Genomic DNA, 14,417 nt, shown 5'->3' with positions numbered 1-14,417 from the left:
TTATTTTTCATCGCACTTTGAAGTCAGGAGGAGGTTAAAAGGATGTCTAAAATTCGGGTACTGGATGAACATATTGCGAACCAGATTGCTGCCGGTGAGGTCGTGGAGCGTCCAGCCTCCGTCGTGAAGGAACTGGTGGAAAATGCGATTGATGCAGGCGGTACGCGGGTGGACGTATGGGTAGAAGAGGGCGGCTTGCAAAGTATCCGGGTGACGGATAATGGAAGTGGCATTGAGCCTGAAGACGTGGAAACGGCATTCTATCGGCACGCGACAAGTAAAATTGGACATGGTCGCGACCTGTTTCAGATCACAAGTCTCGGCTTTCGGGGAGAGGCGTTGCCAAGTATTGCGGCAGTATCGAAAGTAGAGTTGCTTACAGCAGCCGGAGATGACGGGCGTGCCCGTAAATTAGTGATTGAAGGCGGTAAGCTGTTGCTTCACGAGGATGCTGCTAGTAGGCAAGGGACGGATTTTACCGTACGGGAGCTGTTTTATAATACACCTGCAAGGCTGAAATATATGAAAACAATCCAGACCGAGCTGGGACACATTTCGGATGTATTGTACCGAATGGCGCTTTCGCACCCGGAAGTGGCCTTCACATTGCGGCATAATGGCAATACATTGCTGCAAACGCTGGGCAATGGTGATTTGCTGCAGGTGATTGCCGCTATTTACGGAACTTCTGCGGCGAAATCCATGCTGCTGCTAGAAGGAGAGAGCCTGGATTACCGAATTAGTGGCTATGTCAGTCGCCCAGAGTGGACGAGATCAAATCGCAATGCGATCTCGACAGTAGTGAACGGACGTTTTGTGCGTAGCTACGGGCTTAATCAGGCGTTGCTCAAGGCATATCATACCTTATTGCCGATCAATCGTTTTCCGCTGGCTGTGATCCAACTGGAAATGCATCCTTCTTTGGTGGATGTTAACGTTCATCCTGCCAAGCTGGAGGTAAGGTTTAGTAAAGAAGCTGAACTGTTTCAGCTGGTTGAAGATTCGGTAAAAGCTGTCTTAGGGCAGCAAGTGCTGATTCCGAAGGCAGTCAAGCGCGAGATCGGTGGCAAGGACAGTGGCTCGTTTGTGCAGGAGCAGTTTCACTTCTCGAAGGGAAATGGTGCGGAAGGGGATGCTCCTTCCGGCAAAGACCGGGGGGGAGCACTGCCACCTTCCGTGACTTCGCCGGAGAGCCAGGAATCGCGCCAATCCAATTACTTGAACAGGAACGAAGAGAATAACAGGGGTAGCCAGGAGCGTGAGCAACGTCCGAGCAGGGATAGTCTCTCAGCCATTGGACGGGCAAACAATCTTTCAGGTAAAAGTATTAATGATGATGAACTGGATGCAGATTTTGTGGAAGAAAACAACGGGAGTGAAGTTAAAGGGGAAGTGCCGCTTCCTGATGGGGCGACCGTACAGTCGTCCGAAGGAGATAATGCCGCAATAGGCACAACTACCTTATACAGCGGAGGGATACAGGAAACAGCTGCTTCTGCTGCTTACCCATCTTCTATGCCGCCGATTGCAGGACAAGCTACAGATTCCCGTCATTTCGCGGATCAGAAGCCGCGCCAGCAACGTCTGGATGCGGAGCAATTGGCAGCAGTGTCGGGAGAAGTTCCAGAGCTGCCTACTTTTCCTGAACTGAATTTAATCGGTCAGCACCATGGGACATATCTGATTGCGCAGAACGACCAGGGCTTGTATTTAATTGATCAACATGCCGCACATGAACGAGTCAATTATGAATTTTATTATGAAAAATTCGGCAATCCCGAGTCAGTATCGCAGGAGCTGCTACTGCCAATTACACTGGATTTTACGCCTTCCGAAACGGAAAAGTTGAAAACAAGGCTGCACTGGTTTGAACAGGCAGGGGTGTATCTGGAGCATTTTGGCGGTCAAACCTTCCGTGTCAGCTCTTACCCGTACTGGCTTCCCCAAGGGGAAGAAGCGGATGTCATTGAGGAAATGGCCGGATGGGTGCTGGAGGAAAGAGCCATTGATCTTGCTAAGCTGCGGGAAGCAGCCTCAATCATGTGCTCCTGCCGGGCTTCGATTAAAGCAAACCAGAAGCTGACTGATCGGCAGGCTATTGTGCTGCTAGAGCGTTTGGCAGCGTGCAAACAACCTTATACTTGCCCTCATGGGCGACCTATTGTGGTTTCCTTTTCCACATATGATTTAGAGAAGCTGTTTAAAAGAGTAATGTAAGGGAGTATATATATGTTGCAGGATCGGGAAAACCGTGAAGAAGAGCAGTCGAGCCTACGGGAAAAGCAAGTCGAATTACTCGTCACGACAGGGGATTCCCCCTCGGCTGAGGTTGTGGAGCGAGCGAAGTTGCTTGCAGCCGAGTTAGGGGCGCTGTATGCCCCTCGTCGTGGCATATCGGTAGCTAAGCTAATTGCGGCTCACAGAGTCCGTCAAGCGTTGGTTCTGGTGCAGGGCGGAGTAAGGCTGATTAGCCCAGAACAACCACCGATGGCTTTTCACCCCAGTATGGGCTTCATTCGCGCCAAACGGGTATTAAAGGGTGAACCTGACCCGATGTTGACGGCTGCCCGGATCGTCCCGGGTGATACCGTGCTGGATTGCACTGCAGGACTTGGTACGGATTCTCTTCTATTTTCAATTGGAACGGGAAGCTCTGGACAAGTCACGGCTGTGGAGAGTTCTTTCCCCGTCTACGCTTTAATCAAGGATGGAATGAGGCATTACCGTTCCGGCAACGCTGAAGTAGATAAAGCCTTTTCCAACATTGACGTTCGTTTTGGTCATCATTTGGACTATTTGCGTAGTTTGCCGGATCGCAGTATAGATATTATTTATTTTGACCCTATGTTTCGTGATCCGTTGCTCGATTCCAGCGCAATTGGTCCATTGAGAGGGTTGGCAAATCCAGACGCGTTGAGTGAGGAAAGTATTGTTCATGCGAAACGGATTGCACGAAAAACAATTGTATTAAAAGAAAAACGGGGTAGCGGGGAATTTGCCCGCCTCGGCTTCCGTGTAGAGCAGCGGGGCACAACGAAAACAGTGTACGGAGTGATCGATATTGACAGTGGCACCTAAGCCTAAACTACTCGTTCTTGTTGGCCCGACTGCGGTTGGCAAGACGAAACTAAGCATTGAGATGGCTCGACAATTTGACGCGGAAATTATTTCCGGGGATTCCATGCAGGTATACCGTCATATGGACGTTGGAACTGCCAAAATTTCCGAACAGGAAATGGAAGGAATCAAGCACCATTTAATTGATATTCATGAGCCTGAATACCCATATTCAGTAGCCCAATTTCAGGAGGACTGTCGTCGTCTCATACCTGATATTCAATCTAGAGGAAAGCTACCGTTTATCGTAGGCGGAACAGGTTTATATGTAGAATCAGTCTGCTATGAATACCAGTTTTCCGAGGTAGGGGCTGACGAAGCTTTTCGTCAGGAGCAGCTGGACTATGCCGAACAGTTTGGAGCTGACGCGCTTCATGCGCGACTACAGGCGGTTGATCCCGAAAGTGCACTTCGTTTGCATCCTAATGATCGTCGTCGTGTCGTTCGGGCACTGGAAATTTACCATGTTAGCGGAACGACACTTAGCTCTCAACTTGCCAGTCAAAAAAAGGAATCTCCCTACCAACTCTGCATCGTAGGTTTGACAATGGATAGGCAAATGCTATATAAACGTATTGAAGACCGAATTGACGGGATGCTCGATCAAGGGCTTGTTGCTGAGGTAACCTCCTTAATGGAACGGGGAGTGCGAAGCGATGCCATCTCCATGCAAGGTCTAGGCTATAAAGAGATATCCTCCTACCTGCGGGGAGAGGTGTCTTTGGAAGAGGCGGTGACTTGGCTAAAACGGGATACGCGTCATTTTGCGAAGCGACAGCTCTCGTGGTTTCGCCATATGAAGGATATCCAGTGGGTAGATGTCACTGATTTCGGAAATTTTTCTGCTCATGCAGCCCAAATACACGAAATTATAGCAGGAAAGTTCCGGACAGACCTTGAATATACTTCAAAACAATCCAAATGATTATTGGGGGTACGGCTAAAATGAACAAGTCCATTAATATCCAAGATACGTTTCTGAATCAATTGCGCAAGGATTCTATACCTGTAACGGTATACCTCATCAATGGATTTCAGGTGCGAGGGACGATTAAAGCATTTGACAATTTTACGATTGTGATCGACTCGGATGGAAAGCAGCAGCTGATTTACAAGCATGCCATCTCCACCTTTACACCGCAACGCAATGTATCGCTTGTACAGCAACAGGATAGCGCTAGCGATAACTGATTACGGCTTGACGGTCGTCCGGGTTCATGAAACTTTTCAGGCGTCCGTCTCGTCTAACTGTATAGGAATGTGACCGGGAGCAACCTGATCAGGGTTGTTCTTTTCATTCCGTTTACTTTCAAGCTGCCGACAGCAAGCTTTAAGCTTATGTTAGGTACCATATGATTATTCGCGAAAGGGAGTCAGGGGAATGCCAAACGATTCATTGTCCAGATCCGGCAATCGCAATAGAAACACATCTAAAGAGAAGCCGAAGGGCAAGAAAAAGAAAATTACAGGTAAGCGAATTGGATGGACGCTGTTTATTACCGCGGCGGTAGCTATATTTTGCGCACTTGGTGGCTATTTATTTGTCATGGTAAATGGCGAAAAAATTTACGATGCGAACAAGGACAAAATCACAGTGAATGAGACATCAAAGGTTTATGACCGCAACGGTGTGCTCATGGGTGAGTTGTCTGTGCAAAAAAGTGATCCTGTCAAAAGTGAAGAAATACCAGACTTGCTCAAAAAAGCTTTTATTGCAACCGAGGATAAGCGTTTTATGGAACATCAAGGAGTTGATATTTGGTCTATCGGCCGGGCAGCCGTTAAGGATATCGTGGCCCGTTCGGCAGTGGAGGGCGGCAGTACGCTAACTCAGCAGCTGGCCAAAAACTTGTTTTTGACACGTGACAAAACCTTTTTCCGTAAAGCGACAGAGGTATCCATCGCAATGGCGCTGGAGCGGAGGTTGACTAAAGATGAAATTATTACTCTCTACTTAAATCGGATTTGGTTTGGACGCTCCTATTCTGGAATTAAGGCAGCGTCGGAAGGTTATTTTGGGCAAACCAACTTAAAAGAATTAAAATTGTGGCAAATTGCTACACTGGCAGCTATTCCGAAAGGGCCATCCAAGTATAATCCGATCAGTAACCCGGAGAACTCGAAGGCACGACGTGCGGTGGTTCTCCAGCTGATGTTTGAGCAGGGGATGATTGGAAAGCAAGAGATGGAAGAGGCCAAGGCTGTAAATTACAATTACAAACAACCAGAAAAAGTTCAAAAGTATCAAAATTTTATGGAATACGTCATGGATGAGGCAGAGGATGCACTGCCAGGAGTTAGCGGCAATGATCTGATTATTGGCGGTTACAAAATTCATACCACAATGGATGCCCAGGCTCAAAATGCGCTGGATCAGGCGATGGCAGATGATGACATGTTCGAAAAAAGTCCTGACGATCAGCCAGTTCAAGCTTCGATGGTCATTATTAACAACCAGACAGGTGGAATTGCCGCTATGGCACCCGGACGGGATTACAAAAAGGGAACCTTCAATCGTGCGACACAGAGCCGCAGACAGCCAGGATCGGCCTTCAAGCCGATTGTAGCCTATGCGCCAGCTCTCGAATCCGGTAAATTTACGATGGATACTCCTTTGAGTAACGAACGCCAGAGCTTTAACGGATACAGTCCGAAAAACTTGCATGGTTACTCGTCGACCATCAGCATGCTCGACGCGATTACGAAGTCTGAAAATATTCCGCCTGTATGGTTGCTGAACCAAATCGGTGTGGAAAAAGGGGTTCAATTTGCCGAGAGCGTAGGCATTCCGATGGACAAAAACGATCACTCACTTGCTATCGCATTGGGTGGATTAAGCAAAGGGACGAATACCCTTGAAATGGCGCAGGCGTACAGCTCATTTGCCAATAAAGGACAATTCCAAAAGGCTTATTCTATTAAGCAAATTAACAATAGTGATGATCAAGTAGTTTATACTCATGAAGAGGAAACTAAATCTGTAATGAGTGAAAAAACGGCTTATGAAATGACAAAAATGATGCAAAATGTAGTCAATAGCGGCACAGGTCGCAAAGCACGCATTGACTGGCCTGTAGCCGGTAAAACGGGTACGACCCAAAGTGGAATTAGCGGTAATAGTGGTAACCGGGACATCTGGTTTGTCGGTTATACGCCAGAATATACCGGAGCAGTATGGATGGGTTATGATAAGCCGGACAGTAAACATATGCTCAGAAACTATAGTGGGCAGTCGGCAGCCTTTTTCGGAAGGGTCATGGGTGAAGCTCTCAAGGGGCATCCGGTTACGCAATTCAGCGAGCCGAAGGGATATGAACCACCAGTTGAGCAGAAGCCAGAAGAGCCGGTTCAGGCTACCGCTCCAAGCGGACTGAGCGGGTCTTATAGTCAGGACACCCAAATTGTATCGTTGTCCTGGAATGCGGCAGAGGGAGACAATGTACAATACCGTGTTTATCGTAAAGAGTCTTCCGAAGGAAGCTTCAGGACGATTATGGAGGCGATGAGAGGCACGAGTGGCGAAGATACGTCTCCTGTAGCTGGAAAAACGTATCAATACTATGTCGTAGCTTATGGAGCGGATGGTAAAGAATCCGCAGCTTCGAATACGATTAGTGTAGAAATTCCGACAGAGACTACTCCGATAGATCCGCAGCTAGGAAATGATCCTAATCAGGATGGAACTGTACCGGATAATGGCGAGAATATAGATGGTCAGGACGGCACAGACCAGGGGAATACGACTCCTGGAGGTACTGATAACGGTACTGGTTCTGACCAAGTTCCAACGTCTCCTGGAGGTAACAATGGAAATGGTACTGGAGGCACAGGCAACAGTAACGACAATTTTGGGAACGGAAACGATACAAATACGGGGAATGGTCAGACGACTACGCCGGATTCAGGTATAACTGATGAAAATACTATGACCAATCCAGAAAATACAGATGCATCTACCACAGGTGCTATTATGGATGGAAGTCAGGAAAGCAAATCCAACGGTCATTCAAACTCCAATCGTGGACGTCACAACCGGGATTAGCAAATATGTTTTATGTAAGATGATATTGGCTTCAAATCAAAGGTATTTTCGGACTGTTTTGACAGTCTGAAAATACCTTTTTTGCTGTAATACAGGGGTTCTTTTTGAGTGTACAGTTTAAATATGGTAAGCTGGTTTTACCAATGTTGGAGAGGAACATCATTTATGAAGCGCAAATTCGGAGACCGGGCCAACTGGCGCAGAATCACCAATCGCAAGTTTGCTTGCCGGTATGTAGAAAGTGACGCGTTTACAGGATATATGACCCTGTATACCATTTTGAGTCTCAAGGAGCCGTTATGGAAGAGTTACGGTGGTCATACGTTTTGCATAGCCGATAAAGGATATTCCTGGCTGCAATATTATCCAAAAGGTGAGCACTATGTGGTGACTGCTATGTTTGACAATCGGGAGCAAATCGTTGAATGGTATATTGATACCTGCCGAAATCAGGGTGTGACCGATCAAGGAGTCCCTTGGTTTGACGATCTGTATTTGGATGTTGTGGTGCTTAAAAACGGTGAAATCTTCCTGGTGGATGAGGATGAATTGGAGGAGGCATTACAACGGGGGCATATCTCAACGCAAGAGGCAGAATTGGCTAACCGTACAGCGGCTGATGTGTTACATCAGATAGATGCCCACGTGTTCCCTTATTTTAAAATGTCGCTGAAACACCGAGCAGAATGGTTTCACAACGGTGATTTCAAGAGAGAACGGTGAAAGTTTTGCAGTGGATTAAAGACATCGGGCCCCAACGCCCTGAGTTGAAAAGCAGGCAGAGTCGCCTTAAGAAAATATCTATGGTAACCAAGCGTCTTGTACTTTCTTTGATAATTTTCATTTTGATCGGATTGGTATGGGCAGGAATCCGAGTGTGGAACATGAATACGGCCGCCTCTACCACTCCGCTCCAGCAAGTGCAAATTGGTATCGTATTAGGTGCTTCTATGTGGGGGGCTGAGCCCAGTCCTGGATTGAAGGAAAGGCTGGAAGAAGCCTTGCGCTTATACCGCAACGGGACGGTACAGCATCTAATTGTAAGTGGTGGACTGGATAAACCCGATTTTCCGTATACGGAGGCTGAGGGCATGCAACGCTATTTGGTAGATAGAGGGGTCCCTGTACAGCATATTGTGTTGGAAAACCATGCGACCAGTACTTACGAAAATCTGCTCTATAGCCAGCGCATTATGAAGGAATATGGATGGACCTCTACCGTGATCATCACACATAGCTATCATGGCCCTCGGGCGATGGAGATTGCTCAATTCTTAAAGTTTGATCATCCTCAGATGGCTCTGACGGAATCTAAAGTGCTGAATATGCCAATTCATCAATCAAGAGAAGTATTGGCATACGCTAAATGGACGCTGCAACGGTGGTGGATCAGCGCTCAAACTTGGGTTGCCTGAATTAAAGAAAAGGCTTTGTGCTCGTTCCCGTTGCTTTTATGCTAATAAGGACATGCCAGACCGAATACATTAATAGGGTAAGCTGTGCCTGAAGAAATGTTGAGGTGATGGATGCATGAACGGACGGGGAATCGCCGCGGGCAAGCGGTCGGAGGAGAGACCTTCCAGACAAATTAATGTCGTGCTGCGTAGCCCGGAGCCGATAGCTTCGGTGACTGTGGACGAGACGGAAGCAGTGGCTTCAACCAAGTCACAGGCGCTACCGCAGTATCTCAGTCTTTATCAGGAAATTCAGAAAGAACTCGATCATCTCGTCGGCTTGGATAACATCAAAGACCTGGTATTTGAGGTATATGCCTTTTTGCAAATCGCCCATATGCGTACGGATGCAGGACTGTTGAGCAATGCACACGTGTATCACATGATTTTCAAAGGAAATCCAGGTACGGGGAAAACGACAGTAGCCCGCATTATCGCTAAAATGCTGCAAAAAATGGGGGTACTGAGCAAAGGTCATCTGATTGAGGTGGAGAGGGCTGATCTGGTCGGTGAGTATATTGGCCACACGGCGCAAAAAACGCGAGATCTGGTAAAGAAATCTCTTGGCGGCGTGTTGTTCATTGATGAGGCTTACAGTTTGGCACGCGGAGGGGAAAAGGATTTTGGAAAAGAAGCGATTGATACCTTGGTAAAGTCCATGGAAGATCAAAAAAATCAATTTATTTTGATTCTCGCTGGATACTCGGGGGAAATGGACTTTTTTTTACGAACGAATCCTGGTCTTCCTTCTCGCTTTCCAATTCAGTTGGATTTTCCTGATTATACTGTGGATCAGCTCATCCAAATTTCCGAGATGATGGCCAAGGAGCGGGATTATATTCTCATGCCTCAGTCCATAATTAAAATGAAGGAGCATTTGCTAAACGAGCGTAATGACAGTCTTCATGCATTTAGTAATGCACGCTATGTTCGTAATGTGATTGAAAAAGCGATTCGGCACCAAGCTGTCAGGTTGCTTAATCAGTACAGGAGCGGGCAACCCGGCAAACAGGAATTGATGACGCTGCGTCCAGAGGATTTGAAAATGGACAAAAGATAGGCGATAATAGGAATCTGAATCACATCGAATGGTATGACATCGAACGGGGGGCCGACCTGAACATCAGGTCGGTCTCTGTTCGAGAGTTGACATGAAAATAAAGGAGCAAACAATATGGCGAACTCCACTCATGATACACAAACCGAAATGCAGGACAAGGCGGTTCTGGTCAGTCTGATTACGGATGAAGTCAAACGATCTGGTATTAATACGGAATACTCGTTGGATGAGCTGGTGAAACTGGCTGAGACAGCGGGAGTTGAGGTACTGAGCGTCCTGACACAGAATAAGGAAGCCAAGGACTCAAAATGGTTTATTGGTAAAGGAAAAGTAGAGGAATTGCGTGCAGTTGCTGAAGAATTGGGAGCGAATACAGCTATTTTTGATCAGGAGCTCTCGGGGGCCCAAGTACGGAATCTGGAAGAAAGTCTGGATCTCAAAATTATTGACCGTACACAGTTGATTCTGGACATTTTTGCTCAACGTGCAAAAACCCGGGAAGGTATTATTCAGGTTGAACTGGCGCAGTTGTCATATTTACTCCCCCGTTTGTCTGGACATGGCAAAAACCTCTCGCGTCTTGGCGGCGGAATCGGAACACGTGGTCCTGGTGAAAGCAAGCTGGAGACAGACCGTCGTCATATCCGTGACCGAATCAGTGATCTGAAACGCCAATTGGAGGAAGTGACCCGTCACCGGTATTTGCACAGGGAGCGCAGACAAAAGAGCGGTATTGTTCAGGTTGCACTTGTTGGCTATACCAATGCGGGCAAATCGACGCTGTTGAAGCAACTGACAGCAGCCGATGTATATATTGAGAACCAACTGTTTGCGACGCTGGATCCTACCTCCAGAACAATGGAACTTCCGAGTGGAAAAGAAGTTATTCTTACGGATACGGTCGGTTTTATTCAAAATCTTCCTCATGATTTGGTGGCTTCCTTCCGGGCTACTTTGGAGGAGGCGAATGAGGCACATCTCATTTTGCATGTCGTGGATGCGTCTTCGGATATGCGAGACGAACAGATGAAAGTTGTAGAGACGATCTTGCAGCAGCTAGGGGCTGCGGACAAGCCTCAGATCGTATTATTTAACAAAAAAGATGCCTGTACTCCTGAGCAACTCGAAATGCTTCCTTCCGGGGAGGGTTATTTGAAAATCAGCGCTTTTGATGAAGGGGATTTGCTGGGCATTCGCGAACTGATTCAAGAGCATCTGAGTGGTGATACGCTGAGATTTCGTATTCCTGCGGAACGTGGAGATTTAACATCGGTGCTTTATCGAATTGGAGATGTACTACTGACAGAGTATGATGGCAATGATGTCATTTATGAAGTTGAAATTCAAAGAGGCGAGTACGAAAAGTATGGTCATGCGCTCAGCGAGTTCACAGAAGGTTAACATCTAATGATGTTTTTGGGTCAATAAAATGATAATGCTCATCGTTCAAAGTGAACAATAATATAACATGAATAGCCTAAGGCTGCGTAAGAGAGAGGGTCAAGAAAGTAAATGGTAGTTTTTAGTCCAGAAATACAGAAAATTCAGGAAACGGCAGAACATAAAATACAAGAACGTATACAGCACATAGATCATATTGTAGATTCAAATCAGTGGAAGGTAATTCAGGCATTCCAGCGGAAGCAAGTGAGCGATTTCCACTTTGCGGGTTCGACGGGATATGCTTACAATGACCGGGGACGTGAGGTGCTGGAAGAAGTCTATGCGGAAGTGTTCGGTGCGGAGGCAGCGTTGGTGCGTCCGCATTTTGCTTCGGGTACTCATACAATTGCCACTGCTTTATTTGGTGTGCTGCGTCCAGGGGATGAACTGTTATACATTACTGGGAGGCCTTATGATACCCTGCACAAAGTGATTGGTAAGCCTGGCGACGGAACAGGATCATTGCAAGATTTTGGCGTTACTTATGGGGAAACCTCACTAACAGCGGAAGGTAAAGTGGACTGGGAAGCGGTGGAGTCTGCGATCCATGCCAATACCAAAGTGATCGGTATTCAGCGTTCACGCGGTTATGATTGGAGAGCTTCGTTTAGTGTAGCAGATATTGAAGAAATGACAGCACGTGTGAAGGAAATAAAACCTGACGTCATTGTCTTTGTTGACAATTGCTACGGTGAATTTACCGAGAAGCTGGAACCTACTCAAGTCGGTGTCGATTTGATGGCAGGTTCGTTGATTAAAAATCCCGGTGGTGGCATTGCAGAAACGGGTGGATATATCTGCGGCAAACAAAAGTATGTAGAACTGGCATCCTACCGATTAACTGCACCTGGAATTGGTGGAGAAGTAGGAGCCATGCTAGGTACTACACGAGGCATATTTCAGGGACTATTCCTTGCTCCAACACTGGTTGGGCAAGCGGTTAAAGGGAGCGTATTCGCAGCTGCGGTCTTTGAAGAGATGGGATTTGAGACCAAACCTGCCTGGCATGAAGAGCGTACGGATTTGATTCAGGCTATTTCTTTTAGTGGACCAGAGCATCTAATTGCTTTTGTACAGGGCATTCAGCGTGCGGCTGCTGTGGATAGCCATGTGGTGCCGGAGCCGTGGGATATGCCTGGTTATGAGCATCCAGTTATCATGGCTGCAGGTACGTTCATACAAGGAGGAAGTTTGGAACTATCCGCAGATGCCCCTATTCGTGAGCCTTATATTGGTTACATGCAAGGGGGGTTAACCTACTCTCATGTTAAATTTGGAGTGCTTATGGCTCTGCAAACGATGAAAGAACGTAAATTATTGTGAGTTTTTCTAACATGTCATTGACACTTTGCATCAGCTAAATGTACAATAAGGTGTATAATAGATCACTGGAAGGTTGATGACAAATGGGCGACGAAATTCGCAGAAATATGGCCTTATTTCCAATAGGTATTGTCATGAAGCTAACGGACTTGTCAGCGCGTCAGATTCGTTATTATGAACAGCATAACTTGATAGTTCCTGCCCGTACATCGGGAAACCAACGTCTTTTTTCTTTTAATGACGTAGAGCGTCTGCTTGAAATTAAGGCGTTGATCGAGAAGGGTGTTAACATTGCGGGAATTAAACAAGTCATGAATCCGGTTACCAAGGAATCGGAGGAAGCTACGGTTATTACTGCAGATACGGAAGTTAAACGCCGTGAAATGTCTGATACTCAGCTTCACCGCTTGCTGAAACAACAACTTGTTGCAGGCAAAAGGCCAGGACAGGTATCCCTGATCCAAGGTGAATTATCACGGTTCTTCAATAAGAGATAATGTCTTGACTTACCTCTTGGTATAAGGTTGCCTTACTTTAAAACCTGGTCTCATCATTTAAGTAATTTATAGAACAACTGATTCGTATATAGTCGTTACAGAAAGGGAGAGGTTAGAGTGAGTTATAGCAGAGAAGATATCCTTCGGATTGCGAAAGAGGAAAATGTTCGTTTTATTCGTTTGCAATTCACAGATTTGCTGGGCACTATTAAGAACGTTGAAATTCCGGTTAGTCAACTGGAAAAGGCATTGGATAATAAAATGATGTTTGACGGATCTTCCATAGAAGGTTATGTGCGTATTGAAGAATCTGATATGTATTTATATCCGGATTTGGACACTTGGGTTGTATTCCCTTGGGTAACCTCGGATCGTGTAGCTCGTTTGATCTGCGATATTTACAAGCCGGATGGAGTCCCGTTTGCAGGTGACCCACGGGGCATCTTGAAACGTGTACTTAAGGAAGCCGAAGAGCTGGGATACACTTCGATGAATGTCGGACCAGAGCCTGAATTCTTCTTGTTCAAAACGGATGAAAAAGGCGAGCCAACTACAGAACTGAATGACCAAGGCGGGTATTTTGACCTGGCTCCGATGGATCTGGGTGAAAACTGCCGTCGTGAAATTGTACTTAAGCTTGAAGAGATGGGCTTCGAAATTGAAGCATCCCATCATGAAGTTGCACCTGGTCAGCATGAGATTGACTTTAAATATGCAGACGCGATTAAAGCTGCGGACCAGATTCAAACGTTCAAGCTCGTTGTTAAGACGATTGCTCGTCAGCATGGTTTGCATGCTACCTTTATGCCAAAACCTTTGTTTGGTGTAAATGGCTCCGGTATGCACTGCAATCAATCGTTGTTTAAGGACAATGAAAACGTATTTTATGATGAAACGGACGAACTCGGATTAAGCCAGACGGCCCGCCACTATATGGCTGGTATTCTGAAACATGCACGTGCAATGGCAGCGATCACGAATCCAACAGTAAATTCCTACAAACGTCTCGTACCTGGTTATGAAGCGCCTTGTTATGTGGCTTGGTCTGCAAGCAATCGCAGTCCAATGATTCGGATTCCCGCGTCTCGTGGTCTGAGTACTCGCGTCGAAGTTCGTAACCCTGACCCAGCGGCGAATCCTTATTTAGCCTTGGCAGTGATGCTGAGAGCTGGTTTGGATGGTATCAAACGTCAGTTGGCTCTGCCAGCTCCGATTGATCGTAACATTTACGTGATGTCTGAAGAAGAGCGGATTGAAGAAGGCATTCCAAGTCTGCCTGCAGACTTGAAAGAAGCTTTGTCTGAACTTATTCGGAGCGAAGTTATCTCTGACGCACTGGGTGACCATGCACTGGCCTACTTCTATGAGCTTAAGGAAATTGAATGGGATATGTATCGCACCCAAGTGCATCAATGGGAACGTGATCAATATCTGACGCTTTACTAAAATGCAAGATGCTGTAGTGACAGGGATTTTGGAGA

At 46.6% G+C, this 14,417-nt stretch carries 12 protein-coding genes; all 12 read left to right on the top strand.

The genetic code is table 11. From position 1 onward, the window contains the following. The first annotated feature begins 42 nt into the window (after nucleotides 1-42). Nucleotides 43-2,217, top strand: a complete 2,175-nt coding sequence (gene mutL, locus MHH57_RS13835; RefSeq protein ID WP_029518120.1) for a DNA mismatch repair endonuclease MutL — start codon at nucleotides 43-45, stop codon at nucleotides 2,215-2,217. A gap of 12 nt (nucleotides 2,218-2,229) precedes the next feature. After that, entirely contained in the window at nucleotides 2,230-3,078 is an 849-nt protein-coding gene (locus MHH57_RS13830; protein WP_029518119.1) for a class I SAM-dependent methyltransferase, read from the top strand. Continuing rightward, nucleotides 3,062-4,042: a tRNA (adenosine(37)-N6)-dimethylallyltransferase MiaA gene (gene miaA / locus MHH57_RS13825; protein ID WP_069010611.1), complete on the top strand. Its 981-nt coding sequence runs from the start codon at nucleotides 3,062-3,064 to the stop codon at nucleotides 4,040-4,042. The genes MHH57_RS13830 and miaA overlap by 17 nt, the downstream gene beginning before the upstream one ends. Nucleotides 4,043-4,062: 20 nt before the next feature. Continuing rightward, a complete protein-coding gene (gene hfq, locus MHH57_RS13820) occupies nucleotides 4,063-4,308 on the top strand; it encodes an RNA chaperone Hfq (RefSeq protein ID WP_029518117.1) in 246 nt (81 codons plus the stop codon). A gap of 190 nt (nucleotides 4,309-4,498) precedes the next feature. After that, nucleotides 4,499-7,159: a PBP1A family penicillin-binding protein gene (locus MHH57_RS13815; RefSeq protein ID WP_029518116.1), complete on the top strand. Its 2,661-nt coding sequence runs from the start codon at nucleotides 4,499-4,501 to the stop codon at nucleotides 7,157-7,159. 165 nt (nucleotides 7,160-7,324) lie between these two features. Beyond that, entirely contained in the window at nucleotides 7,325-7,882 is a 558-nt protein-coding gene (locus MHH57_RS13810) for a DUF402 domain-containing protein (RefSeq protein WP_029518115.1), read from the top strand. Continuing rightward, the gene (locus MHH57_RS13805; protein WP_029518114.1) at nucleotides 7,879-8,574 is read left to right on the top strand and encodes a YdcF family protein; all 696 of its coding nucleotides are present in this window, start codon (nucleotides 7,879-7,881) and stop codon (nucleotides 8,572-8,574) included. Before MHH57_RS13810 ends, MHH57_RS13805 begins: the two co-directional genes overlap by 4 nt. Nucleotides 8,575-8,689: 115 nt before the next feature. Further along, a complete protein-coding gene (locus MHH57_RS13800; protein WP_025718768.1) occupies nucleotides 8,690-9,673 on the top strand; it encodes an AAA family ATPase in 984 nt (327 codons plus the stop codon). Nucleotides 9,674-9,787: 114 nt separating this feature from the next. After that, nucleotides 9,788-11,074: a GTPase HflX gene (hflX, locus tag MHH57_RS13795; protein WP_029517891.1), complete on the top strand. Its 1,287-nt coding sequence runs from the start codon at nucleotides 9,788-9,790 to the stop codon at nucleotides 11,072-11,074. 111 nt (nucleotides 11,075-11,185) lie between these two features. Continuing rightward, entirely contained in the window at nucleotides 11,186-12,439 is a 1,254-nt protein-coding gene (locus MHH57_RS13790; RefSeq protein WP_342434225.1) for a methionine gamma-lyase family protein, read from the top strand. Nucleotides 12,440-12,522: 83 nt separating this feature from the next. Next, nucleotides 12,523-12,936: a MerR family transcriptional regulator gene (locus tag MHH57_RS13785; RefSeq protein ID WP_007430683.1), complete on the top strand. Its 414-nt coding sequence runs from the start codon at nucleotides 12,523-12,525 to the stop codon at nucleotides 12,934-12,936. Between the two features lie 117 nt (nucleotides 12,937-13,053). Continuing rightward, on the top strand, nucleotides 13,054-14,382 hold the full coding sequence (gene glnA / locus MHH57_RS13780; protein ID WP_013310575.1) for a type I glutamate--ammonia ligase: 1,329 nt from the start codon (nucleotides 13,054-13,056) through the stop codon (nucleotides 14,380-14,382). Nucleotides 14,383-14,417 lie beyond the last annotated feature (35 nt).

It is taken from the genome of Paenibacillus sp. FSL H7-0442 (genome assembly GCF_038593105.1).
GTDB lineage: Bacteria > Bacillota > Bacilli > Paenibacillales > Paenibacillaceae > Paenibacillus > Paenibacillus polymyxa_D.
The sequence above is the reverse complement of the archived record's forward strand: the minus strand, read 5'-3'. Positions and strand labels throughout refer to the sequence as shown.

Bases quoted from the DNA above. Each gene is read 5' to 3' on its own strand.
- mutL (WP_029518120.1), top strand. From the start codon at position 43: ATGTCTAAAATTCGGGTACTGGATGAACATATTGCGAACCAGATTGCT.
- MHH57_RS13830 (WP_029518119.1), top strand. From the start codon at position 2,230: ATGTTGCAGGATCGGGAAAACCGTGAAGAAGAGCAGTCGAGCCTACGG.
- hfq (WP_029518117.1), top strand. From the start codon at position 4,063: ATGAACAAGTCCATTAATATCCAAGATACGTTTCTGAATCAATTGCGC.
- MHH57_RS13815 (WP_029518116.1), top strand. From the start codon at position 4,499: ATGCCAAACGATTCATTGTCCAGATCCGGCAATCGCAATAGAAACACA.
- MHH57_RS13810 (WP_029518115.1), top strand. From the start codon at position 7,325: ATGAAGCGCAAATTCGGAGACCGGGCCAACTGGCGCAGAATCACCAAT.
- MHH57_RS13800 (WP_025718768.1), top strand. From the start codon at position 8,690: ATGAACGGACGGGGAATCGCCGCGGGCAAGCGGTCGGAGGAGAGACCT.
- hflX (WP_029517891.1), top strand. From the start codon at position 9,788: ATGGCGAACTCCACTCATGATACACAAACCGAAATGCAGGACAAGGCG.
- MHH57_RS13790 (WP_342434225.1), top strand. From the start codon at position 11,186: ATGGTAGTTTTTAGTCCAGAAATACAGAAAATTCAGGAAACGGCAGAA.
- MHH57_RS13785 (WP_007430683.1), top strand. From the start codon at position 12,523: ATGGGCGACGAAATTCGCAGAAATATGGCCTTATTTCCAATAGGTATT.